We start from the raw sequence: 22,238 nt of genomic DNA on the forward strand, positions 1-22,238 counted from the left end.
TTTCCTGAGCTATCTCTGACGTTGCGTGGGAAGCTAGTCGCGTTTGGCCAACACCCGAAATTCCATGCCCCGTAGGTCTGATCTGCGTCGCATCCTGCTGCTGGGGTCAGGTCCGATCGTGATTGGCCAGGCCTGTGAATTTGATTATTCCGGCACTCAAGCATGTAAGGCCTTGCGGGATGAAGGTTTTGAGGTGGTGTTGGTGAATTCCAATCCGGCCTCAATCATGACGGATCCGGAGATGGCTGATCGCACCTATATCGAGCCGCTCACAGCCGAGGTGGTGACTCGCGTCATTGAGTTAGAGCGCCCTGATGCGTTGCTGCCAACCATGGGCGGCCAGACGGCTCTTAATTTGGCGGTCGCATTGGCTGAAAACCACACACTCGAACGTTTTGGCGTTGAGTTGATCGGTGCAGATCTAGCTGCAATTCGAAAGGCCGAAGATCGCCAGCTTTTTAAGCAGGCGATGGAGCATATAGGCGTCAACGTTTGTCCTTCAGGGATTGCTTCCAGCCTCAAGGAGGCAGAAGAGGTTGGTGAAGTGATTAATAGTTTTCCGCGTATCATCCGACCAGCCTTCACTCTTGGTGGCAGTGGTGGTGGCATTGCTTACAACCCTGAAGAATTTGCAGCGATCTGCAAAAGCGGTCTTGATGCCAGCCCGGTTTCTCAGATCTTGATCGAAAAGTCGTTGTTGGGTTGGAAGGAGTTCGAGTTAGAGGTGATGCGTGATTTGGCGGATAACGTTGTGATCGTCTGTAGCATTGAAAATCTCGATGCAATGGGTGTTCATACAGGAGATTCAATCACTGTTGCTCCTGCGCAAACTCTCACCGATCGTGAGTATCAGAGGCTTAGAGATCAATCCATTGCCATTATTCGTGAGATAGGTGTTGCTACGGGGGGTAGCAATATTCAGTTCGCGATCAATCCAGATGATGGCGAGGTGGTTGTTATTGAAATGAATCCGCGCGTTAGTCGATCATCAGCGCTGGCAAGTAAGGCCACGGGGTTTCCAATTGCCAAGATTGCTGCTCGTCTTGCTGTTGGTTATACCCTTGACGAAATTATCAACGACATCACGGGTAAGACACCAGCTTGTTTTGAACCCACAATTGATTATGTCGTCACGAAGATTCCACGATTTGCATTTGAGAAGTTTAAGGGCAGCCCTGCTGTTCTCTCTACGGCAATGAAGTCTGTGGGAGAGGCAATGGCGATCGGCCGCTGTTTCGAAGAGTCTTTTCAGAAAGCGATGCGTTCTCTAGAAATTGGGCGGGCTGGTTGGGGTTGTGATCGTCAAGAGCCAGAATTTACGCCTACAGAAATTGAGCGTTTGTTGCGCACGCCTTCTCCTGAGCGGATCATGGCAGTGAGAACAGCGATGTTGGCCGGACGCAGTGACCATGATATTTACGATTTGAGCAAAATTGATATTTGGTTTTTAGCCAAATTACGCCACATGATCAATTTTGAGACAACGCATCTGCATGGCCGCACATTAGATGAATTGGATCAGGAGTCTCTACTCTGCTTGAAGCAGCTTGGCTATTCCGATCGTCAGATTGCTTGGGCGACAGGTTCTGACGAGCTCGCTGTACGTGCACATCGTGAACTGTTAAATATCAAACCTGTTTTTAAGACAGTTGATACTTGCGCTGCCGAATTTTCATCTACTACTCCATATCATTATTCAACTTATGAGCGACCCCTGTACCGTCTTGATTCTGATGACCAATTGTATAAACTTGAGCCGGAAACTGAGGTCGTTACAGACAACCGCGCAAAAGTGATGATTCTTGGCGGCGGTCCTAATCGCATTGGCCAAGGAATTGAGTTTGACTATTGTTGTTGCCATGCTTCATTTGCTGCGCAGGACAAGGGATTTGTCACTGTGATGGTTAACAGTAATCCCGAAACTGTCTCCACTGACTATGACACCAGTGACAGACTTTATTTCGAACCTCTTACTCTTGAGGATGTACTCAATGTGATCGAGGCTGAACGGCCTAATGGTGTCATTGTTCAGTTTGGTGGTCAGACCCCACTCAAGTTGGCGATTCCCTTGCTTCGTTGGCTAGAGAGTTCGATCGGAAAGTCAACAGGCACACGGATATGGGGTACATCACCAGAATCAATTGATCGGGCTGAAGATCGTGAACAGTTCGAGGCGATCCTGCGGCAGCTTCAAATTCGCCAGCCTCGTAATGGCTTGGCTCGCAGTGAAAAAGATGCCCGAGCCGTAGCACTTCGCATTGGTTATCCCGTTGTTGTTCGTCCCTCTTATGTGCTAGGAGGCCGAGCCATGGAGGTGGTGTTTGATGAACAAGAGTTGAATCGCTATATGGCTGAAGCGGTTCAGGTTGAACCTGATCATCCAGTGCTCATCGATCAGTATCTGGAAAATGCTGTGGAAGTTGATGTTGATGCTCTCTGTGACTCTGATGGAGTTGTAGTGATTGGCGGTTTGATGGAACACATTGAGCCTGCTGGAATTCATTCTGGTGATTCCGCTTGCTGCCTTCCTTCCATCTCTCTTGGTGAGCAAGCCCTTCGCACGATTCGTCTCTGGAGTGAAGCGTTGGCCCTTGCGCTCAAAGTTCAGGGGTTGATCAATCTGCAGTTCGCTGTCCAGCGGGATGAAGCGGGTGATGAACAAGTGTTCATCATCGAGGCCAACCCTCGTGCTTCTCGTACCGTTCCTTTTGTGGCTAAAGCCACAGGAGTACCCCTGGCCAGGATCGCAACTAGGCTCATGGCAGGAGAGACGTTGGCGGCTATTGGACTTACGCATGAGCCTCAACCGCCTCTTCAGTCTGTCAAGGAAGCCGTATTGCCATTCCGTCGTTTCCCTGGGGCCGATTCGGTGCTTGGCCCGGAGATGCGGTCCACTGGAGAAGTGATGGGTTCAGCTTCCAGTTTTGGCATGGCGTTTGCCAAGTCTGAAATTGCAGCTGGTGATTCCCTCCCTATTCGTGGAACTGTCTTTCTCTCTACTCATGACAGGGATAAGCCAGCGCTAATACTTGTCGCTGAAAGGCTGATTGAACTTGGCTTTGATCTCACGGCCACCTCCGGAACTGCTCAAGCCCTTAATCGGGCTGGATTGAATGTTCAGCAAGTACTTAAGGTTCATGAGGGACGTCCCAATATCGAAGATTTGATTCGCTCTGGTCAGATTCAGTTGGTGATCAACACACCTATTGGCCGTCAGGCCGCTCATGACGACAAATATTTGCGACGAGCAGCTCTTGATTACTCCGTGCCTACCCTTACGACGATTGCTGGAGCACGAGCTGCTGTCGAGGGAATCACGGCACTCCAGCAACAGTCACTATCCGTAGCGGCCCTTCAAGACATCCATGTTTGATCTCCCATTAGGCTTGTTCAACTGAAATTCTTGCCGTGATCGCTAACGCTTCCCCTATTGTTTTGGCTCCTGGTAGTGATTGTCGAGAACTATTTCAGGCGGCTTATGAGAATCGCTACACCTGGGATCCGGTCTTTTCTGGTTATCGGGGTCGGTGTCTCTGGGTCAAGGATGATCGCGTTGTGGAAGGGAAGTTTGAGTTGGGAGCAGATCTCAAGGCCCATGTTGATGGTATTGAAGATGAATTGATCGCTAAGGCTGTCTCTTCCCAGCTATGGGAAGTTGCCATACATCGAGTACGACGCAGTTTTGAAAAGACCCATGGTGAAAACACTTTTACCGCAGGTGATAACGATGATGTTGGCTTAGAAGTGATCGTTGGAGGTAAAAATCTTGGTGATCGTTATCGCATCAACAATGATGTGGTGACGATGGTTCATCGCCATATTCACGGAACAGTGGTGACCATTTTTACAAAAAGTACGACGGATACAGGTTATGGCTACCTAAGTCATACTTATAGCAGTCAATACCACGACCCAAAAACAAATGAGCCTACCAGTGGGGTAAGTCAGTTCACTGATACTTTTGTGCCCTTGGCTGATGATGGCTTGTGGGTATTGAGTGAAAGGTTAGTGGAAAAAGATGCTTTTGCTGGAATGGCTGCTGAACGGCAGTTATTTAAGTTCGTAGAGCTTGAGCAGCTTTAAAATAAGTGATAATGGTTGTTAACTTACTAGAGATTAAGATGGCAGTCTTTGCTTGATTGTCAGTGCTGACAGCATTGATTTTATTAGAAAAGCCAATTAATTCTTTTAAGTCTATCTGTTTTTAGATGTTATTATACTTAGTTTACTCGAGCAAAGCTTTCTTCTGTGGTTGACCAATTATCAACCTTATCTTGCTCACAGTCAGCTTGATGATATTAGGGGTGGGCTTTATGCCCTTGCTACGCCAATGCTATTGCTGTTCATCATGCAGGTCATTCGGCTTTAGCTTTTATGAGGCTCGATCAATAGCTTGCTGAATTTACTGACTCCACATTGAGCCACCATGGCCATGGAGATGACACTGGCACTATTTCAGGTTTGGCTGCTGCAATCCCTGTTACTGATCAAGGGTTTGTCTTGGCTGTTGCTCATACCCTTATGGGCTCATGCTTGTTCTAAGCCTGACTGGCTTACTAGTGAGTGCGATAGCGAACATTCTTTGGCATAAACAAAAACTATCGATTTGAATGGGGGTAGACGTGAGGCTGAAAACGTCACTTCAAGAGGCGTCTGGCAGAGGGCTGACGTCTTTGAGTTTTTCATTCAATTGCATTGCCAGAGTCTGACGTCCTACTGCCAGCACTTTTAGTGTGTCTTCGTGCATGCGTAGTTGGGCATCAGCAACTTGCATGCCACGGATCAGTTCCTTCAGTTCATCTGGTAGTGCATTCAGGTCGTAGCGCTTGCCTTCGAAGGTGAGCACTGGGTCAGATTTATTGGCTGCAGAGTCAGTCATTGTGTTTGAGTTCTGTTCTTGAGTGTCATTTGTACTTTTAGACCTACCTAAGGGCCATTTGGGAGCCATTGTTAGGGGAAACAGAGCATTAGCATTACCTTTAGCATTGAACCAAAGATAGGATCTTGATCCTATGGGAAGCGTTCAATCCCTTTGTCTTTCTTTGAGACACTCTGCAAATCACGAATGAACTGTCGTTCGCAGAGCTCTCTATAGCGTCCCGTACGGGCCATTAGTTCGTCATGGCTGCCACGATCACTGATACGTCCTTGTTCTAAGACAACAATCTGATCGGCTTCCTGAACAGTTGCCAGACGATGGGCAATCACTAGAACGGTTCGTCCTTGCATGGCACGACGTAGTCCAAGTTGTATCGCTGTTTCCGCTTCTGCGTCTAGTGCACTAGTGGCTTCATCTAACAGCAGCACGGCTGGATTGCCGAGCACGGCTCTGGCAATGGCGATGCGTTGCAGTTGGCCACCAGAAAGGTTTGTGCCGCGTTCTTCCAATTGAGTGGAATATCCTTCCGGTAAGGACATGATGAAATCGTGAGCGTTGGCAAGGATTGCTGCTTCTTTGACCTTCTCTTGGCTCACACTTCGACCGAAAAGAATGGCTTCTTCGACGCTGCCAGAGAAGACTGTTGTTCGTTGCGGCACCAAGGCCACCTGCTGTCTTAGCTCCTGGGCTTTGACCTGGCTGAGCTCATGACCATCTAGAAGAATCTTTCCTTGCTGGGCCGTGTTGAAGCGTAAAAGTAATGAAAACAGAGTGCTCTTTCCAGCACCAGATGGACCCACGAGTGCAACGATCTGGCCAGCCTTCACCTCTAGAGACAGATTGTGTAGCACCTGTTTCTCATTGACATAGGCAAAACTGACGTGACGAAGCACTAGATCACCTTTTAAGCGACCCAATGGTTCAGCTTGGTCAATGTCAGGAGGTTCCTGTGGTTCGCGTTCAATTTCTCGTAGGCGTCGTAGTGAGGCCTGGCCTTGCTGGAATTCATTGAAATTGGTGGTGAGGTGGCTAATGGGATCGATCAGCATCAGCAAGGCAGCCACATAGCTGCTGAAACTTTGCCCATCCATCCCGCCGGTTTGAATCCGAGCGGCACCAATCGCCAAGACTGTGAGGATGCCAGCGGCTTCGATGAAGCCCACGACAGGATGCTGTAGAGCGAGCAGACGCAGGGTTTGGTATCGCGCTTGACGATGAAGATCAACTTCGGCATCAAAGCGCTTCTGAAGCCAGGGTTCTGCAGCAAAAGCTCTCACCAAAGGCAACCCTTGGATTGCTTCACCAAGTAGCCCTGCAAGATCGCTCACCTGACGCTGGCTGCGTTCGGCAGCTCTCATGACTCTGGCACCAAACTGGCTTACCAAGATCGCCACCATTGGCGCTAGCAGCAGGGTGGCTAGTGATAGTTGCCAGTCAAGAAAAACCATATAGCCAAATACCGCTACCAATTGCAGAGCACTTGGTGTGGTGTCTTGAATGGTTTTGTAAATCACTTCTCCCACCCGATCGGCATCCTCAGTGAGCCGATAGGTCAGATCTCCTGAAGACAGTTTCTCGAGGGCCCCTAGTTCGACTTGTTGCAGCTGTGCAAACAAATCACGACGCAGGTCTTGGCTCACTCGCAATGCTGGCCCGGCAAGCATGGTGTCCTGTCCGAATTGAGCCAGTTTTTGAACCAGAAAAACAGTGAGTGCTATGGCAATCACTTGGACGACCTGGGCCAGCTTGCCTGCCCCGATCGCTGGAATCAGCTGCCCAGCAAGCCATGCCAGTAGCGGCCAGCATCCTACGTAAATCAGCATGCACACACCTCCCCAGATCAGCCTGCGCAGGTGAGGGCGTAAGAGGGGAAGCAATCTGCGGAAGCCGGCTTCGGAGGAGGAAAACATCGAGTCACACTAGTTGCGTGAACGCTCTGCTTATTCAATGAAGTTGGATCAATTTCTTAAATGGCAGGGCTGGGTGGCCACTGGAGGCGAGGCGAAACAGCTGATCCAGTCAGGGCAGGTGTTTGTCAATGGCTCTGTTGAAACAAGGCGTGGCCGCCATTTGAGTTCAGGCAACCGGGTTCGATTGGGCACAGATGAGGCGGTCTTTGTCGGCAATGCTTCGACAGGGCCGTAAGTTAGCCCCTGCGGAACTTCAGAGGACCCGAGCGTGCGTAAACCCGTGATCGCTGGCAACTGGAAGATGCACATGACCTGTGCTCAGGCACGGGAGTACACGGCCATGTTCCTGCCATTAATCGAAGCCACTCCCAATGACCGTCATGTAGTGATTGCCCCACCATTCACCGCTATCTCCTCAATGGCAGAGTCCGTTGGCGGCACTCGTCTGGAATTGTCAAGCCAGAATGTGCATTGGGAGGATGATGGTGCTTATACCGCAGAGGTTTCGCCAACGATGCTTCTGGAGCATCAAGTGCGATACGCGATTGTTGGGCATAGTGAACCACGCAAATACTTCAGTGAGAGCGATGAACAGATCAATCGTCGTGCTCGTTCAGCCCAAGCGCATGGTCTGATCCCGATTGTCTGCGTGGGTGAAAGTGATGAGCAGCGTGAACGAGGAGAGGCTGAGCGTGTTATTCGAAGACAGGTGGAACAGGGACTGGAAGACACCGATCCAGACAAGCTTGTGGTTGCTTATGAGCCCATCTGGGCCATTGGCACGGGCAAGACGTGCGAAGCATCGGAGGCGAATCGTATCTGTGGCCTCATTCGTCGTTGGGTCGGTGCTTCAGAACTAATCATTCAGTACGGCGGTTCGGTCAAACCAGGAAATATTGATGAGTTGATGGCAATGAGTGATATCGACGGAGTGTTGGTGGGTGGTGCCTCCCTTGACCCAGAGAGTTTTGCTCGCATTGCCAATTATCAAACCAGTTAAATCTCCTTGGCCTCAGGAATGGGGACAGCGAACGAACCTGATGGGTGTGATTAATATCACGCCCGATTCTTTTAGCGATGGTGGCAATTATCTAGAGCCTGCTAGTGCCCTCGCACAGGCAACTCTTCTTATACAGCAAGGGGCTGATGTACTAGATCTTGGTGCTCAGAGCACGAGGCCTAAGGCCGAGGAGGTTGGCTGGCAAGAGGAGTTGAACAGAATGATGCCTGCTCTTCATGTAATACGTGCAGCTCACCCGCAGGCGTTGATCTCTGTGGATACATTCCTTGTGGAGGTGGCGGAGGCGGCTCTGCAAGCAGGTGCAGATTGGATTAATGATGTCAGCGGCGGCAGGCGTGACCCTGAGTTGCTGAGGGTTGTTGCCGAAGCAGGATGTCCCTATGTGTTGATGCATAGCCGTGGCAACAGTCAATCCATGGATCAACTCGCCACTTATAGCGATGTGATTGAAGAGGTTCGTCTTGGACTACTTCGTCGAACGGATCAAGCTTTGGCTGCTGGTATTCGATCTGATCAGTTGATTTGGGACCCAGGCTTGGGTTTTGCTAAAACCACTGAACAAAATCTGATGTTGTTGAAGCATCTAGAGAGGATTTGCTCTGAAGGCTTCCCTGTTTTGGTTGGGCCCTCAAGGAAACGCTTCATCGGAGATGTTTTGCACCAACCGGACCCAGAGGCTCGTCTATGGGGTACTGCCGCCGTGGCCTGCCGTTGTGTGCAGGCGAAGGCGGCAATGGTAAGAGTGCATGATGTGGGCCCAATCCATCAGACCCTTCAAATGGCTAGCAGACTCTGGTAATTAGGGTTTGAGTTACTTTTTAATCATTCGCCAGACGATTGGTTGTCTGGCGTTGTTACTCCTTCAATTCGATCTTCAATTTCCTGGTAAAGCTCTTGCAATTGCTGAATATTCTCATCAGATGTTTCCCAGTAACCTCTGCCATTAACTTCTAATAAGGTGCCAACAATACGACGGAAACTATGTGGATTAAGTTCCATGAGACGCTTACGCATCTCTGGATCATTGATGAAGGTTTCGTTTGACTCTTCGTAGACAAAGTTATCTACCTGTCCGCTAGTTGCGCTCCAGCCGAGGGTAAAGTTCAGGCGCTTGGCGACTTCGCGAACGCCTTCATAGCCTGAGTTGACCATGCCTTCATACCATTTTGGATTGAGTAGCTTTGTACGGGAATCCAATCGAATCGTTTCGCTCAGTGAGCGGACCTGCGCATTTGCTGTTGTTGTATCTGCGATGTAACTCGCGGGAGCTTTGCCATCATCTCTAAGACCCTTGATTAAATTTGTGGGGTCTGAGTCGAAGTAGTGGCTGACATCAGTAAGCGAAATTTCAGCAGAATCAAGGTTTTGGAAAGTGACATCTGCTGTTTTCATTACAGATTCAAATACTTCTCTGTTTTGGTTCATCTCTCCTGGGTTGTCAGCATTAAAGGCAAATGTCTTGCGTGAAAGATACATCTCTTGAAGTTCATTCTCTTCTTCCCATGTTGAGTTCTCTACTGCAAGATTTACGTTTGAGCTATAACTTCCACTTGAATTAGAAAATACACGGCAAGCGGCATCCCTAAGGCTTGTGCCTTGTACCTTTGCTTGTTCAAGGGAGTGTTTGCGTACGAAGTTTTGATCCAGTGGTTCATCGGCCTCAGCTGCCATCTTGACGCCTTGATCGATTAATGCCATTTGGTTGATAAACAGATCTCGAAATACTCCTGAACAGTTCACAACCACATCAATCCTTGGTCGACCAAGCTCTTCAAGGGGAATGAGTTTTAACTTGTTAACACGACCTACAGAGTCTGGTACTGGATTTACACCAATAAACCAGAGAATTTGTGCAAGTGATTCGCCGTAGGTTTTGATGTTATCTGTACCCCAAAGAACACAGGCAATTGTTTCTGGCCAATCGCCTTGTTCTTGGCGTTGACGTTCAATTAATTTGTCGACGACTCCTTTGGCTGCAGCAACGGCAGCTCTGGTAGGAATGGCCTGTGGATCAAGAGCGTGAATGTTTTTGCCACTTGGCAGAACCCCTGGATTTCTAATTGGGTCTCCACCTGGACCAGGAAGCACATATTCTCCATCGAGGGCACGCAGAAGGCTCTGCATTTCCATGTCTGCGCATATCTTTTCAAGGCAACCGCGCAAATAAGCAAACAGTTTGTCAAGCTCAATGGAATCAATGTTGCCGAATCCAGCTTTGCTACAGGCTTGCAGCCATGCATTGGGGCGTGTTACACCAAAACGCTGAAGTAGATTAAAAAACCAATCCAAATACCAGTTTGAATTATCTTTCATATTCACGCGTCCGTCTCGTCCCGTGAGAGATTGCACCATCGCCCTAACGGCGACACGAGATGCCTCAGTGATAGTGCGATTGAGCTCTACATCAGCAAGAATGCCGTCATCATTTCCTTTGTAAATATCTTCTATTTTGCGATCTATTGCTTCTGCTAACAGCCCAGGAAGCGAGCGAAGACCATCGTCTTCACGTTCAAGGGCGGCGATGCTTACCAGAGTCGCTATCGCTTCTTCTGCCGTGGGTGGTTTGCCGATCGTGTGAAGTCCACATGGCAGAAGGCGACTCTCGATCTCCATCAATTGGCTATACACCGCGCCTACAACGGCATCCCGTTGGTCGAGATCTAGTCCTGCCGCGTCTTGTTCTGGCAGGTCTACGTCGCGATCAAGATTGCATTGGCGTGCGGTTTCAATGATGGTATTGACGATTTGCACACCACGACCGCCTTCACGCAGTTGTTGGTAGGACCCCACCAGTTCGCCTAGCTCTTTTAGACCTTTGTAAAGTCCTGCATTTTCTGCTGGAGGAGTGAGGTAGCTGATTGTGGAGGCATAACCACGCCTTTTTGCAATCGTTGCTTCGGAGGGATTGTTTGCTGCGTAGTAATAAAGATTTGGCAGCCCTCCGATCAATGAATCTGGATAGCAGGTTTCACTCATGCCCATCTGCTTGCCTGGCATGAATTCGAGAGATCCGTGGGTGCCAAAATGGAGCACAGCATCAGCTTTCCAGATCTTTTCGAGATAGGTGTAGTAAGCAGCAAAGCCGTGATGAGGACTGGCGCTTCTTGAGTAGAGCAAGCGCATTGGGTCTCCTTCGTAGCCGAAGGTGGGTTGAACGCCTACAAAGATGTTGCCGAAGTGACGTCCATAGATCAGTAGGTTTTGACCATCACTATTGAGTTCTCCTGGCGGCTTGCCCCAGTTTTCTTCAAGGCGCTCTGAATAAGGTGTCAGGTGCTCGTACTCAGCCACACTCATACGGTGTGCAATGGCCAGTTCTGGTGCTCCTTCTAGTGCTTCAGGATCATTGATTACCGCCTCCATCAGTGCTTTGGAGTCTTTGGGGAGGTTTTGGATGTCGTAGCCCTGAGCCTTCATTTCCTCCAAAACACGATGGATGGAACCAAAAACATCGAGGTAGGCAGCACTGCCAACATTTCCTTTATCTGGAGGGAAACTAAAAATAGTAATTGCTAATTTTTTCTCAGCTCTTGACTTGATTCGTAGAGATGACCAACGGATTGCTCGTTCAGCAATCGCATCAACCCGGTCTTGAAGTGTGTGGGCTTTGCCGGTGGCATCATCCCTACCAGAGAGCACGATTGGCTCGATGGCTCCGTCTAATTCGGGGATGGCGATTTGTAGTGCAACCTGAACTGGATGCAGGCCTAAGTCACTAACTTCCCATTCCTGAGTTGTTTGGAAGACAAGCGGGAGCGCAACCATATAAGGGCGGCTAAGGCGCTTGAGAGATTCGATAGCCTTGGGGTGATCCTGTCTGGCAGGGCCACCAACAAGGGCAAATCCAGTGAGGGAAACCACCCCATCGACTAGGGGTTGGTCAGGGTTGACTGGGTCGAAGAAGAAGGCATTGACAGGCTTAGAGAAATCAAGCCCACCGCAGAAAATGGGGAGGACACGGGCACCACGGAACTCAAGCTCTTGAATGACAGCGACATAGTGGGCATCGTCACCAGTGACGATGTGGCTTCGCTGCAGGACAAGACCGATCATTGGGCCTTTGCGAGCTTTCTCTGAGAGATCTGTGCGGCTGGTCGTCCAGTTGAGGTACTCCTTGAGGTCTTCAAACATCGACGGGGCCATCGGATGCCAGATGCCCAGGTCTGGGAAGATCTCTGGTTCCACGATGTCTAGTTTTGGACGATCTTCCCCTTCTGTCGCTGGAAAGACATACTTATCCGCCAGCATTAATAGGAAGTTGCGTAGGTTGTCTGGCGTACCTCCTAGCCAGTATTGAAAGCTGAGCACGAAGCTTCTTGCATCTTGTGCTTTATCAACCGGCAGATATTTAAGAACGTTGGGGAGTGTATTTAATAGTTTGAGCATTGCGTCTTGGAATCCAGCACCGTTTGATTCCTTTCGCTTTTTCATGAAGTTGGCGATAACACTATCGCTCTGTCCCAGCTGGGCCATGGTGAAGGTGCCAAGCTTGTTGAGCCGCATCACCTCTGGCATGGAAGGGAAAACAACAATGGCTTTGAGCCGATCGCGATGGGGGGTGACAGCGTCCACCACTTTCTGAGCTAGGTCTTCAATGAAAATCAGCGAGGCGATAAAAACATCGGCTTCGGCTACATCGGCTTGGAAGTCGGCAAAGTTGCTTGGATCGCGCAGTTCTTCGATGAGGTAACCACTCAGTTCAACGCCAATGGCTCCATTTTGTGCATTGAGGCTGTTTGCGGCCTGGGAAAGCGCACTTTGGTACTGAGGTTCGAGTACCAAATACACCGCTTTCATGACAGCTTGATGGCTGTGGTTCTCCGCAGGAGCAACTCGGCGATCGGCTGAGCGAACCTGCGTGAACATTGGAGTACTGCAAAGTATTTCGATGAAGCCTAGGTTGTCTGGGGCTCAGAGTGAAGTTCGCTGCCTGGGTGTTACATGAGTCGACCCATAGGCTTTATTCAGCGATCGCCCTCCCATGACCTCAGTCCCTTCAGAGTTGATTCCTGTTGTGGTTGCTGGCGCACTGGGCCGCATGGGGGCTGAGGTCATCAAAGCTGTTCATCTCGCTTCGGATTGTGAGTTGGTTGGTGCAGTCGACACAACGCCAGGCAAGGAAGGTGTGGAGATAGGCGAGGAGCTTGGAATTGGTGTTCTTGATGTTGCTTTGACGTCCGACATTGAGGCTTGTCTTTGTTCTGTCAGCCAGTCTTTTCATAGGACTGGCCCTGGACAAGGCGCTGTGCTTGTTGATTTCACACATCCTTCAGTGGTTTATGAGCACACCAGGGCGGCGTTTGCCTATGGGGTTCATCCGGTCATAGGCACCACAGGACTCTCACATCAGCAGTTGGTTGATCTCAGTGAATTTGCAGCAAAAGCGTCGATGGGAGGCGCTGTGATTCCAAATTTCTCTGTTGGCATGGTCTTACTGCAACAGGCAGCAGCTGCGGCTGCACGCTTTTATGACAATGCAGAACTGACTGAGCTGCATCACAACCGTAAGGCTGATGCTCCGAGTGGCACATGTATAAAAACTGCAGAGATGATGGAGGAGCTCGGTAAAAGTTTTAATTCGCCTGAAGTTGATGAGCATGAATCGCTGACTGGTTCCCGTGGTGGCTTACGAGCTAGTGGCTTAAGACTCCATTCGCTTCGTCTGCCTGGATTGGTTGCCCATCAGGAAGTGATGTTCGGAGCTCCTGGAGAGAGCTATACACTCCGGCACGACACCATTGATCGTTCGGCCTACATGCCAGGTGTGTTGCTAACCGTTCGTAAGGTGCGACAGCTTCAAGGTCTGGTTTATGGCCTTGAACGCCTCATCTGAAATTCATTTGCGTGTCGATGTTGGTCCCTTTGCGTCCAGGAGAGCTTCAGAGGCTTATCCCTGCAGTGGCTACCAGTAATCAATTCGCAGCGGCCCTTGGCAACCCTCGCAAGATTCTGCAGAGGGTCATGATCGCCGCCATTGGAGGAGTGATCACATTATTGATTAGTCAGAGTCAGCTGGCGAGTCGATGGGGTGCTGTCTGGCTTGTTGTTGGAGTGGCTCTTCTGCTTTATGTGCTTTGGGGCCCAATCGTTGAAGCGGGTCAGCGCAATGCAGGCCTTCGTCGTTATCCGGCGGCGGCCATCTTCGAAGGTGAGGTAGCCAATGTGTTCACCCGTGAACGAGTGCTGGACCGTCATGAGCAAGCGAACAAGCTTGGAGAGTTGGAGCTTGTTGAGAACAGACGTACTTGGATTGTTCTTGAGTTAGAGGATGAAGATGGATATTTGGGTCAACTGAGCTTTCCGATGTCCAAGAAGCATCAGTTCATCCGAGCTGGATCTCTCATTCGTTGCCTTGTGCTGAGCGATCGCAAGGATTTCAGCCGTATCGCTGCACTGACTGATGCATGGTTGCCAGGGCAGCGGTTGTGGGTCGGGGAGTATCCCTTTTTGCTAAGGCCTGCATTTGAGGAGTTGTGTCAGTTGCGTTTAGCTCGCCAGACCAGCTGAATCGCGCTAAGAGATTTTACTTGCCACTAGCTTGAAAAGTCTTAGGAGTGCAAATGGCATCGTTCGTTTGACTTATATAATTAATCGATTCCTCTGTGAGGTTCTCAACAAGAGAATGGTTGATCAATCAATACTTTTAAGATTGAACACTTTTAGGATTTGCCACTGAAATACCGTGGGGGGTGCCAGCCAGTTAACATCTCTGTGGAGGCTTCGCCATGCTCATGGATATTGCATTGCCCTTCACTTTTTGCGGAGATGGTTGGGAAACTGCTTTGAGGAGCTTTAGAACATGATTGATCAATTCACAGCTATTGGCGAACTTGCAGCAAAATCACTAGTGATCTTTTTCTCATTTTCTGGTTGACCACTTGAACCGGTTCCACTCTGCAGCAAAAGGGTCTTTGCCAGTTGACATACGAGTGAAGATCCTTGGCGCTGGTCCCACTGGGACCCTTTTGGCGCTTGCTCTTGCTCGGCTAGGTAACAGCGTCACCCTCTGTGACCCCTTAACAGTTGAAGAGTTGCCAGCAAGAAGTAGAGCCTATGCCCTTACGCATTCATCAAGGCGATTGCTTCAATCACTTGATCTATGGGCCTCACTGATTCCTCATCTCGCTCCATTTACAAGATTGCGGCTAGATGATCAGGAGCTGAATCGTCATACCTATTTTGAGGTTGATGATCTTTCAAGCCAAAATCAGCTTCACGGTGCCGTCGGCTGGATTCTTGACCATCGACCATTAATGGAATTGCTGATTGATCGTCTTCAGACATCTCCAAAGGTGCTTTTGAATTTGGGGAGGTTTGATGATCATCATCTCGATGGGCACGATTTGGTTGTTGCGGCTGATGGTCCGAGATCTCTTACCCGGCAGGCATGGGGTATCAACACTTGGAACCATCCTTATCAAAATGGGTGTTTAACCGCCAAGGTGCTGCTTCGGGGTGCTGATCCTTTGATGGCATATGAGCTTTTTCGTGCTGAAGGTCCTCTAGCTGTCTTGCCAATGGGAGGTGAGGTCTTCCAGATGGTTTGGAGTGGTCCTTTGAGACGATGCCAAGAACGTGCTGGTCTGTCTCCGTCGTGCTTTCTTGATCATCTTGCTGCGGTGTTACCAGATGGCCTTCAGCCAGATGTGCTCTTGGATCGTCCTGCGGCATTCCCTCTCCAACTCGCCTTTGCCTTTCGTTTACAGCGAGGTCGTGGCGTCCTTGTGGGTGAATCGGGGCATCGCTGTCACCCTGTCGGAGGACAAGGGTTGAATCTTTGTTGGCGTGACGTAAGCACGTTGATGAACCTTGTGAAGAATGTCGATTACGGCAAGTTGTCTGTTGAGAAGTTGCCTCAGGTCTATGCCCGCAAGCGCATTTTTGATCTCGTGTTGGTTGGTTTATTTACTGATCTGATCGTGCGCTTTTTCTCCAGTCGAAACATCCTGTTGCTGATGGTTCGACTGCCGCTGATGTTTCTTCTGGCTCGCCTCTCGTTGTTGCGTCAGTTGCTTTTGAAGGCCATGACAGATGGACCGATCACAGTCATCAGATTGTTGCCAGAATGATCGTCTACTGCAGTTGGTTAAATGGTGATCAGTAGCCATCCGCAGCCCTCATTCTCACCCCAGTTACTGCAGTTTTTGCAACAGAAACTCGGCCTTAGCGAGAACGCTCTGAACTTGGGCTTGCGTCAGGCAGAACTTGAGCAAGCACCTCTGCCGGTCGTGCTTTGGAGTTTCGGTTTACTCAGCTTGGCTCAGTATCAGCAGGTTCTCGATTGGGAAAATGATCAGGAGTAGATAATCAGTGACTTCACTGGTATCTCAACTGGAAGTTGCTGCCGCCCGCCGAGAGCGGCTAATTCGATCACAAAACCACATCCCACCAGATCGCCACCAGCTTTCTCGATTAACTCGACTGTGGCTCTTGCAGTTCCTCCAGTCGCCAGAAGGTCGTCCACCAATAAGACACGGGGATGATCTTGCAGAGCATCCGCATGAATCTCGAGCCTATCGCTGCCGTACTCCAGGGAATAGTCGATGCCAAGAACATCACCAGGCAATTTGCCAGGCTTCCTAACCGGAACAAAGCCGATTTTCTTATTCGTTGCTAACGCTGTTCCCACAATGAATCCACGTGATTCGATTCCGACAATTAAATCGGGTTTGAGTTCTGTGCAGAGATCTCCTAGCTGTCGCATCACTTCATCCCAGCCATCGGGATCACGCAGCAGGGGACTGATGTCCCGAAAGAGAATTCCAGGTTTTGGAAAGTCTGGTACGTCTTGAATGAGGTGGCGAAGATCCAAAGAGTGGTGACGCAGGGGCCTTAGGCCTGGCATCATCGCAGCCATGATCAATGCAACAACCACTTCAGATCCTTCTTCAACTGTTCAGCCACAGAAACCCTTTGAGCAAAAGCAGAGCGGCGTGCAGAACAACACCGTTCTTGGCAGGAGAGGACTTGAGCGTCTAGACCTTCTCTTGCTTGTGGTCGAATCACTTGATCTCAATGGTGGTGAGGCGATGCTGTGGGCAACCAATCAGTTGGGTTTGCAGAAACAGTTCCCCAACCGGGTTGAGCTTTGGAAGCGACGTTGTCACAATCCACTGAGACGCGCTACCCGTCGAGGTGACCTCAGTTCTATTGATACTGAGGCTTTGCTTCGCCTGCTTTGTTTTATGGCAAGCCGTCTTTATCCCCTTCTTCATCAGCTGCTTTCTTCACGTGAACCAGAAGAACTCAATTTGCAGCGCTGGACTTTGCTGGATCAGCGACTGCGCGATCTGATCGAGGAGAGGATGAATCCTCGGCGCGGAGCTGTTCAGCGTCTGTTGAGGCCAGAGCAATCTCAGCCTATTCAGCGTGACCTGGTGCTTACGCTTGCTCTTGCTGCTGGTAATGGAGGAGTCGATCGCCTGCGCGCCAGCCTGCTTGATCCGACACCCTGATGCTGAACCTCTCTTTCCGTTATGACCAAACGGCAGTCCGCCTTCAGGTGGAGGGGCTGCCAGATTTCTCCGCAGGTCACGGGGATGGTGTTCTAGGCATCCTGTCGAGTTGGCGGCTGCAGTTGGTTGGTTCACCAGAGCTAGAAGGCAAGCGTGAACATTTGCAGGCCTTGATGGCTGCTGTGCTCCCCTATTCACGCCACCGCATTTCTGGTGTCAGTCGAACTTTTGGTGACGAAACCAGTGTGGTTGTTATGTCTCCTGTTGGGGACAGACATCAACTGCTTTTGCGTAGTAGTCAGCCGAATGTCCCTCCTCTCACTCTTAACCTTGATGATGCAGAGCTTGCTGATCTCGTGCGTTGTCTGGATGAACTTCGTCTTGACTCACGAGTGCAGGTTCACTGGGAGTTGCCAATTGATTACCCATTGCCTCGACAGGAATTGGCTGAGCGAGTCCCTCTTGGCCAACGCTTAGGAGCTCCATTGATTGGTGGCGCAGCATTGGTTTTGATTGCAGGTCTTGGTCTGTTGCTGCCTCTTCCACGCAATCCAGAAGGAACGCTGTCCCCTGCCACTTCTAATGCGCCAGAGTTGCAATCACGTTCTGATCGTTGACGAACAGATCTTGCAGGCCAGAATTGCGGTCTATTGAAAACACTTTTATACCTCCCATTGGCAGGTATGCAGGCTTGAAGATCGAATTAATCGTGTCCTGTTGAAGCGGACCACCCTACTGAATTATCCCATGAGCAGTCCTCTTCGAAAATTCAATAACTCAGATCGTCAACGACAGGTTTTCCGCAGATCTCGACCCAGAAAGGTGCTTCCTCTTTGGCGTCAATGTGTTGAATCGATGCTGATGTTGGTTGGCGGCATCGGTTTATTAGCTTTTTTGAACTGGATTCCTCAACGACTCGATGGGGTGGTGATTGTCAGCGAAGCAATCGCTGATCTGATTCGCGGTATCACTCATCTGCTTGAGGCCCTTTTGGGTCTTGGTTCGGTGATTTTGTTGGCTGGACTCGTGATGCTTGGACTAATCCTTCTCCTTGGTGGCAGCTGGCGGATGTTGAGGTTTTTTACACAACTATGGAGTAGGCCGAAGAAGGTTTCCAGAAGGCCAATCCGTCGCCAGATGCGTCGTTAGTGCTTGCGAGGATGAGGATGCGGCGCCAGCGATCTTTGCAGCATCCAAAGTTCCTCCATCGTTATATCTCTATCGTTGTTTAAATCCAGTTTGTTGAAGTTGTTGGCCAGCCAGCGGATTGACTGAGCTTCATCGCGATTGAGTTTCCCATTGCCGTCGATATCAGCTTGCTTGAAACGTTGTTGGAGACGTTTACCGTTTGGATGAGTGCCGGGAGGTCGCAAGTCCTCTAAAACTAAATAACCTCGTGAATTCTTTCTATTCAGCCTTCTTATCAGGTAAGTCTTTTCTCCAACCTCGCTTGCATCCAGCCGACCATCGCCGTTGAGGTCCAGTCGTAAGAACATGGCTTCCATGCGCTGGCCGTAATACTCAATGCCATCTGGTAGTGCTTCGGCAGCGGTTTGGTTCAGCAGAGCTCCAGCGCTGATCAGTCCTGCAGTGATGAACCTGAAAACCATTGACTGCAATGATTTCGGCCAGCAAAGAGGAGGCCTTGGCTGATTTGTCATGCAATCAGCCTATGGATCGTGTCCATCAATGTCGATGACTGAACTATGACCAAAGCTCTTTGAGCTGTGACATGCTCCAACCCCTTTAAAAAAAGAGATAGAGATTGTCTATACCATCGAGGAACAGTGGCTTCTAGAGCACGCAATAGTGATGGAACGCTCCTCGATGATCTGGGTTGTGGACGATGACCCAGAACTGCGTCAGATGGTGGGTACCTATCTGATTGACCAGGGTTATGACGTTCGCTGTCTCAGCGATGTCAAGCAACTGGAAGCACGGTTGGAATTTCAACGACCTGATCTTGTTGTCCTTGACTTGATGCTGCCGGGTGATGATGGCCTTTCCGCTCTGCGTCGTTTGCGTGATGCAGGGGATGATTTGCCTGTTGTGATGCTTACCGCGAGGGGGGAGGCCGTTGATCGGATCATCGGTCTCGAGCAAGGTGCAGACGATTACCTCGGCAAGCCATTCCTTCCACGAGAGCTTTCTGCTCGTATTGAAGCCGTTTTGAGACGGCGCTGTGCGCTTCCTGCTGGCACCCCTTTAGCCGAGGGTGGCGATGTGATTTTTGGTGGGAATGTGTTGAATCTTTCTGCTCGTACCCTGACCCAAAATGGTTCTCCAGTTGTGATTACGAGTGGGGAATTCAGCTTGTTGTCTGCCTTTGTACAACATCCTCATCGCCCTCTTTCTAGGGAAAGATTGATTGAACTCGCACGTGGGCCAGCTTGTGATACAGATAGTCGAAGCATGGATGTTCAGGTTTCGAGGGTGAGAAGGTTGGTCGAACCCGATTCCAGTCGACCTCGCTATATCCAGACGGTATGGGGCTATGGATATGTTTTTGTCCCTGATGGTGAGCCCAGGTCTCGCTGATGACGCGGACACAACGCAGGTCGGCGATCGTGTTCACCGCTTTGGGCTGGAGTGGCGTTGTTCTTGGCAGTTGGGCGCTTTGTTTATTGGTTTTGCAGGTGCTCTTTGGCCGACAGTTAGAGATGCTTCAGACCGTTCAACTTGGTCGTGATCTATCACTCAACGTTCGTCTTACTGAGTTAGCTCTTGAGCGGTATCCCCCTGCTTTGGTTTCTGAGCTAACAGGGCTGGATCTAGCAGTGATCGATCGACCACCAGATCCGCCCCGATTTGATCATTCTCTTCAGCGGCAAACAGATGCGCTTCAGAGGCAGCTATGCCAACGACTCTCCCATTGTCCAATTTTGGTTCCTTTCTCGGCTGAAGCTGCGCAACGTGGAGCTTGGATTGAACTTATTTCCCCTTTAGAGCCCGTTTGGCTCCGAGTTGGACTGCGTTCCGCGTTTGGTTGGCCACCGGAGCCAATCATGTTTGGGCTGGCTTTGGTTGGTGCCGTGGTGATTTGTGGTGGTCTTTTTCTTCTCTTTCAGGTTGATCGACCGTTGAGGGGGCTGGAAAGGGCTCTCGCTCGTGTTGGCGATGGTATTGATCCTGAGGCTGTAGCAGCAGTTGGAGCTCCTGAAGTTCAACGCCTCACACAACGTTTCAACGCCATGCTTTTACGCTTATCGGCCAACCGCCTTGAAAGGGCAACGATGCTTGCAGGCATCGCCCACGATCTGAGAGCCCCCATAACTCGACTCAGTTTTCGGCTGTCTTTGCCATCCCTCAGTGCTAAGGATCGTGAGCAATGTTCAAGGGATTTAGAGTCTCTTGAGCGAATTACTGGCCAGTTTCTTCTTTTTGCCGGTGGTGGTGATAGCGAAGCCTTGGTGGAGTTGCCTCTAGAGGCGTGGATGGCAGAAGTCTGCGCTGCTCATTCTGCCGACTTGCTGAGGCTTGATCTTCAACCTCTTATGGCCAAGGTGAGGCCTGTTGCCTTGGGACGAGCAGTTGTCAATCTCATCGACAATGCATTTACCTACGGTTTAGCCCCCGTGACTGTGTCGCTGCGTGGCTTTGAACACAGCTATCACATCGAAGTTTGGGACCAGGGGAAAGGCATGCCAATGGATCAGTGGGAGCGAGCCTTACAACCTTTTCAACGCTTGGATGAATCACGCCGGGAACAGGGGCATAGCGGCCTCGGGTTGGCGATCGTTGCTCATGTTGTTAGTCGACATGCAGGCCAACTTAGTTTTGTTGCTTCTGATGGAACCAATAAAGATCAACCTGGTCGATTTGCCGTAAGGCTTCAATTGCCTTTTAATCCTCCTGACTAGTCATTGGCGTAAAACGCCGTTGATATTCTCAATTGTTTATGTCAGATTGCTCAAGGATTGAGAAAACTTGATTGATGTTTTCTTTTTGTCACTTTAGCAGGCAATACAAGTTTGCTTTGCTAGAAAGATGAAATGGGCAAAGATAAGAACAAGAAACAGAAGAAGGCTTCTGTGTCATCAGAGAAAATCAGTGAACTGGATATGGAAAGTCTGGATGCTACTGATCAAGATATCCAACATCCATCAGCATTTTCAGATGGCCTTTATTCAAGTGTTCAACGTCTCAACAAGAAGCTATATGAGTCTGAATTGAAGACGCTTCAGTCTGATTTGGTGAGGATGCAGTACTGGATAAAAGCCACTGGTTTTCGCATGATTGTGCTGTTTGAAGGCCGTGATGCCGCTGGTAAAGGGGGCACGATCAAACGATTGACAGAACCTTTGAATCCCCGAGGTTGCCGTGTTGTGGCCTTGGGAACTCCATCAGATCAACAAAAGACTCAGTGGTATTTCCAGAGATACGTTGATCATTTCCCTAGCGCTGGAGAAATTGTCGTGTTTGATCGCAGTTGGTATAACCGCGCTGGAGTGGAACGGGTCATGGGTTTTTGTACACAAGATGAGCTAGATCGCTTCTATCAAGCTTGTCCCCAATTTGAAAGGATGCTCGTACAAAGTGGCATTCTTTTACTCAAGTATTGGTTTTCAGTTAGTGACGTACAACAGGAGGCCAGATTCCAGTCAAGGATTAACGACTTTACGCGTCGTTGGAAGCTTAGCGAGATGGATCTTGAAGCTCGTAATCGTTGGGTTGAATTTTCCAAAGCAAAGGATGTGATGTTAACTCACACCAATATTCCTGAAGCTCCATGGTTCACCGTAGAGGCTGATGATAAACGTAGAGCTCGTCTAAATTGTATTAGGCATTTGCTCAGCAAGGTCCCCTGGGAAGACATGACACCGCCGGCCATCAAACTTCCAGCTAGGCCTGAACAGGGTGAATATGAGCGCCCACAAATTAATGAGCAGTTTTTTGTACCCAATGCCTATCCTTATGATTGATCTTATTGGACTCCTCCCCTTAATAATGTTTCTATCATAGTAGTCACTACT

At 49.8% G+C, this 22,238-nt stretch carries 20 protein-coding genes; 15 read left to right on the forward strand and 5 right to left on the reverse strand.

Going from position 1 to position 22,238, the window contains the following annotated elements:
* The first annotated feature begins 64 nt into the window (after positions 1 to 64).
* Both carB and SIB79_RS05010 read left to right on the forward strand, forming a co-directional pair.
* Positions 65 to 3,373 carry a carbamoyl-phosphate synthase large subunit gene (gene carB / locus SIB79_RS05005; RefSeq protein ID WP_063404143.1) on the forward strand — a complete coding sequence of 1,103 codons (3,309 nt, stop codon included), beginning with the start codon at positions 65 to 67 and terminating at the stop codon, positions 3,371 to 3,373.
* 35 nt (positions 3,374 to 3,408) lie between these two features.
* A complete protein-coding gene (locus tag SIB79_RS05010) occupies positions 3,409 to 4,083 on the forward strand; it encodes a DUF3386 domain-containing protein (RefSeq protein WP_063404052.1) in 675 nt (224 codons plus the stop codon).
* A gap of 559 nt (positions 4,084 to 4,642) precedes the next feature.
* Here SIB79_RS05010 and SIB79_RS05015 read toward each other — a convergent pair.
* Both SIB79_RS05015 and SIB79_RS05020 read right to left on the reverse strand, forming a co-directional pair.
* Positions 4,643 to 4,879 carry a DUF6447 family protein gene (locus tag SIB79_RS05015; RefSeq protein ID WP_196757634.1) on the reverse strand — a complete coding sequence of 79 codons (237 nt, stop codon included), beginning with the start codon at positions 4,877 to 4,879 and terminating at the stop codon, positions 4,643 to 4,645.
* 131 nt (positions 4,880 to 5,010) lie between these two features.
* Entirely contained in the window at positions 5,011 to 6,789 is a 1,779-nt protein-coding gene (locus tag SIB79_RS05020; RefSeq protein ID WP_063404050.1) for an ABC transporter ATP-binding protein, read from the reverse strand.
* Positions 6,790 to 6,826: 37 nt separating this feature from the next.
* Between SIB79_RS05020 and SIB79_RS05025 the strand changes: the two genes are divergently transcribed.
* Genes SIB79_RS05025 through folP form a run of 3 tightly spaced genes read left to right on the forward strand, consistent with a single transcriptional unit; the run spans position 6,827 to position 8,609 of the window.
* Positions 6,827 to 7,024, forward strand: coding sequence for an RNA-binding S4 domain-containing protein (locus SIB79_RS05025; protein WP_011826035.1), 198 nt, complete (start codon positions 6,827 to 6,829; stop codon positions 7,022 to 7,024).
* Positions 7,025 to 7,057: 33 nt separating this feature from the next.
* Positions 7,058 to 7,789 (forward strand): triose-phosphate isomerase, encoded by a 732-nt coding sequence (tpiA, locus tag SIB79_RS05030; RefSeq protein ID WP_011130195.1) that lies wholly within the window; start codon positions 7,058 to 7,060, stop codon positions 7,787 to 7,789.
* Positions 7,743 to 8,609 carry a dihydropteroate synthase gene (gene folP, locus SIB79_RS05035; protein ID WP_155724668.1) on the forward strand — a complete coding sequence of 289 codons (867 nt, stop codon included), beginning with the start codon at positions 7,743 to 7,745 and terminating at the stop codon, positions 8,607 to 8,609. Before tpiA ends, folP begins: the two co-directional genes overlap by 47 nt.
* A 23-nt stretch (positions 8,610 to 8,632) precedes the next feature.
* Here folP and SIB79_RS05040 read toward each other — a convergent pair whose 3' ends face one another.
* The gene (locus tag SIB79_RS05040; RefSeq protein ID WP_063404049.1) at positions 8,633 to 12,676 is read right to left on the reverse strand and encodes a magnesium chelatase subunit H; all 4,044 of its coding nucleotides are present in this window, start codon (positions 12,674 to 12,676) and stop codon (positions 8,633 to 8,635) included.
* A 115-nt stretch (positions 12,677 to 12,791) separates the two neighbouring features.
* Between SIB79_RS05040 and dapB the strand changes: the two genes are divergently transcribed.
* From dapB to SIB79_RS05060, 4 genes are all read left to right on the forward strand, one after another.
* Entirely contained in the window at positions 12,792 to 13,643 is an 852-nt protein-coding gene (dapB, locus tag SIB79_RS05045) for a 4-hydroxy-tetrahydrodipicolinate reductase (RefSeq protein WP_063404048.1), read from the forward strand.
* Positions 13,644 to 13,660: 17 nt separating this feature from the next.
* The gene (locus SIB79_RS05050) at positions 13,661 to 14,317 is read left to right on the forward strand and encodes a hypothetical protein (protein WP_063404047.1); all 657 of its coding nucleotides are present in this window, start codon (positions 13,661 to 13,663) and stop codon (positions 14,315 to 14,317) included.
* A gap of 371 nt (positions 14,318 to 14,688) precedes the next feature.
* Positions 14,689 to 15,879 (forward strand): FAD-dependent monooxygenase, encoded by a 1,191-nt coding sequence (locus SIB79_RS05055; RefSeq protein ID WP_155724667.1) that lies wholly within the window; start codon positions 14,689 to 14,691, stop codon positions 15,877 to 15,879.
* Positions 15,880 to 15,900: 21 nt separating this feature from the next.
* Positions 15,901 to 16,113 carry a DUF2949 domain-containing protein gene (locus SIB79_RS05060; protein WP_011130189.1) on the forward strand — a complete coding sequence of 71 codons (213 nt, stop codon included), beginning with the start codon at positions 15,901 to 15,903 and terminating at the stop codon, positions 16,111 to 16,113.
* Here SIB79_RS05060 and SIB79_RS05065 read toward each other — a convergent pair.
* Positions 16,104 to 16,667: an adenine phosphoribosyltransferase gene (locus tag SIB79_RS05065; RefSeq protein ID WP_236072671.1), complete on the reverse strand. Its 564-nt coding sequence runs from the start codon at positions 16,665 to 16,667 to the stop codon at positions 16,104 to 16,106. The genes SIB79_RS05060 and SIB79_RS05065 overlap by 10 nt on opposite strands.
* Between SIB79_RS05065 and SIB79_RS05070 the strand changes: the two genes are divergently transcribed.
* The 3 genes from SIB79_RS05070 to SIB79_RS05080 all read left to right on the forward strand — a co-directional run bounded on the left by SIB79_RS05070 (position 16,666) and on the right by SIB79_RS05080 (position 18,414).
* Positions 16,666 to 17,265: a DUF3038 domain-containing protein gene (locus tag SIB79_RS05070; protein WP_236072670.1), complete on the forward strand. Its 600-nt coding sequence runs from the start codon at positions 16,666 to 16,668 to the stop codon at positions 17,263 to 17,265. The two genes, SIB79_RS05065 and SIB79_RS05070, sit on opposite strands and share 2 nt — an antisense overlap.
* On the forward strand, positions 17,265 to 17,882 hold the full coding sequence (locus SIB79_RS05075) for a DUF4335 domain-containing protein (protein ID WP_063404045.1): 618 nt from the start codon (positions 17,265 to 17,267) through the stop codon (positions 17,880 to 17,882). The genes SIB79_RS05070 and SIB79_RS05075 overlap by 1 nt, the downstream gene beginning before the upstream one ends.
* A 130-nt stretch (positions 17,883 to 18,012) precedes the next feature.
* On the forward strand, positions 18,013 to 18,414 hold the full coding sequence (locus SIB79_RS05080; protein WP_011130185.1) for a hypothetical protein: 402 nt from the start codon (positions 18,013 to 18,015) through the stop codon (positions 18,412 to 18,414).
* On the opposite strand, the gene SIB79_RS05085 is transcribed toward SIB79_RS05080, so the two are convergent.
* Positions 18,411 to 18,875 (reverse strand): EF-hand domain-containing protein, encoded by a 465-nt coding sequence (locus SIB79_RS05085; protein ID WP_063404139.1) that lies wholly within the window; start codon positions 18,873 to 18,875, stop codon positions 18,411 to 18,413. The genes SIB79_RS05080 and SIB79_RS05085 overlap by 4 nt on opposite strands.
* Before the next feature lie 202 nt (positions 18,876 to 19,077).
* On the opposite strand from SIB79_RS05085, the gene SIB79_RS05090 reads away from it, so the two are divergent.
* The 3 genes from SIB79_RS05090 to ppk2 all read left to right on the forward strand — a co-directional run bounded on the left by SIB79_RS05090 (position 19,078) and on the right by ppk2 (position 22,187).
* Positions 19,078 to 19,803 carry a response regulator gene (locus SIB79_RS05090; RefSeq protein ID WP_196757633.1) on the forward strand — a complete coding sequence of 242 codons (726 nt, stop codon included), beginning with the start codon at positions 19,078 to 19,080 and terminating at the stop codon, positions 19,801 to 19,803.
* Entirely contained in the window at positions 19,803 to 21,125 is a 1,323-nt protein-coding gene (locus tag SIB79_RS05095) for an ATP-binding protein (RefSeq protein ID WP_063404043.1), read from the forward strand. The genes SIB79_RS05090 and SIB79_RS05095 overlap by 1 nt, the downstream gene beginning before the upstream one ends.
* A gap of 132 nt (positions 21,126 to 21,257) precedes the next feature.
* Positions 21,258 to 22,187, forward strand: a complete 930-nt coding sequence (ppk2, locus tag SIB79_RS05100; RefSeq protein WP_063404042.1) for a polyphosphate kinase 2 — start codon at positions 21,258 to 21,260, stop codon at positions 22,185 to 22,187.
* Positions 22,188 to 22,238 lie beyond the last annotated feature (51 nt).

This window comes from Prochlorococcus sp. MIT 1342 (assembly GCF_047304495.1).
Lineage (GTDB): Bacteria > Cyanobacteriota > Cyanobacteriia > PCC-6307 > Cyanobiaceae > Prochlorococcus > Prochlorococcus marinus_D.

Bases quoted from the DNA above. Each gene is read 5' to 3' on its own strand.
- carB (WP_063404143.1), top strand. From the start codon at position 65: ATGCCCCGTAGGTCTGATCTGCGTCGCATCCTGCTGCTGGGGTCAGGT.
- SIB79_RS05015 (WP_196757634.1), bottom strand. From the start codon at position 4,879: ATGACTGACTCTGCAGCCAATAAATCTGACCCAGTGCTCACCTTCGAA.
- SIB79_RS05020 (WP_063404050.1), bottom strand. From the start codon at position 6,789: ATGTTTTCCTCCTCCGAAGCCGGCTTCCGCAGATTGCTTCCCCTCTTA.
- SIB79_RS05025 (WP_011826035.1), top strand. From the start codon at position 6,827: ATGAAGTTGGATCAATTTCTTAAATGGCAGGGCTGGGTGGCCACTGGA.
- SIB79_RS05040 (WP_063404049.1), bottom strand. From the start codon at position 12,676: ATGTTCACGCAGGTTCGCTCAGCCGATCGCCGAGTTGCTCCTGCGGAG.
- dapB (WP_063404048.1), top strand. From the start codon at position 12,792: ATGACCTCAGTCCCTTCAGAGTTGATTCCTGTTGTGGTTGCTGGCGCA.
- SIB79_RS05050 (WP_063404047.1), top strand. From the start codon at position 13,661: ATGTTGGTCCCTTTGCGTCCAGGAGAGCTTCAGAGGCTTATCCCTGCA.
- SIB79_RS05060 (WP_011130189.1), top strand. From the start codon at position 15,901: ATGGTGATCAGTAGCCATCCGCAGCCCTCATTCTCACCCCAGTTACTG.
- SIB79_RS05070 (WP_236072670.1), top strand. From the start codon at position 16,666: ATGATCAATGCAACAACCACTTCAGATCCTTCTTCAACTGTTCAGCCA.
- SIB79_RS05065 (WP_236072671.1), bottom strand. From the start codon at position 16,667: ATGGCTGCGATGATGCCAGGCCTAAGGCCCCTGCGTCACCACTCTTTG.
- SIB79_RS05075 (WP_063404045.1), top strand. From the start codon at position 17,265: ATGCTGAACCTCTCTTTCCGTTATGACCAAACGGCAGTCCGCCTTCAG.
- SIB79_RS05080 (WP_011130185.1), top strand. From the start codon at position 18,013: ATGAGCAGTCCTCTTCGAAAATTCAATAACTCAGATCGTCAACGACAG.
- SIB79_RS05085 (WP_063404139.1), bottom strand. From the start codon at position 18,875: ATGGTTTTCAGGTTCATCACTGCAGGACTGATCAGCGCTGGAGCTCTG.
- SIB79_RS05090 (WP_196757633.1), top strand. From the start codon at position 19,078: ATGGAACGCTCCTCGATGATCTGGGTTGTGGACGATGACCCAGAACTG.
- SIB79_RS05095 (WP_063404043.1), top strand. From the start codon at position 19,803: ATGACGCGGACACAACGCAGGTCGGCGATCGTGTTCACCGCTTTGGGC.
- ppk2 (WP_063404042.1), top strand. From the start codon at position 21,258: ATGGGCAAAGATAAGAACAAGAAACAGAAGAAGGCTTCTGTGTCATCA.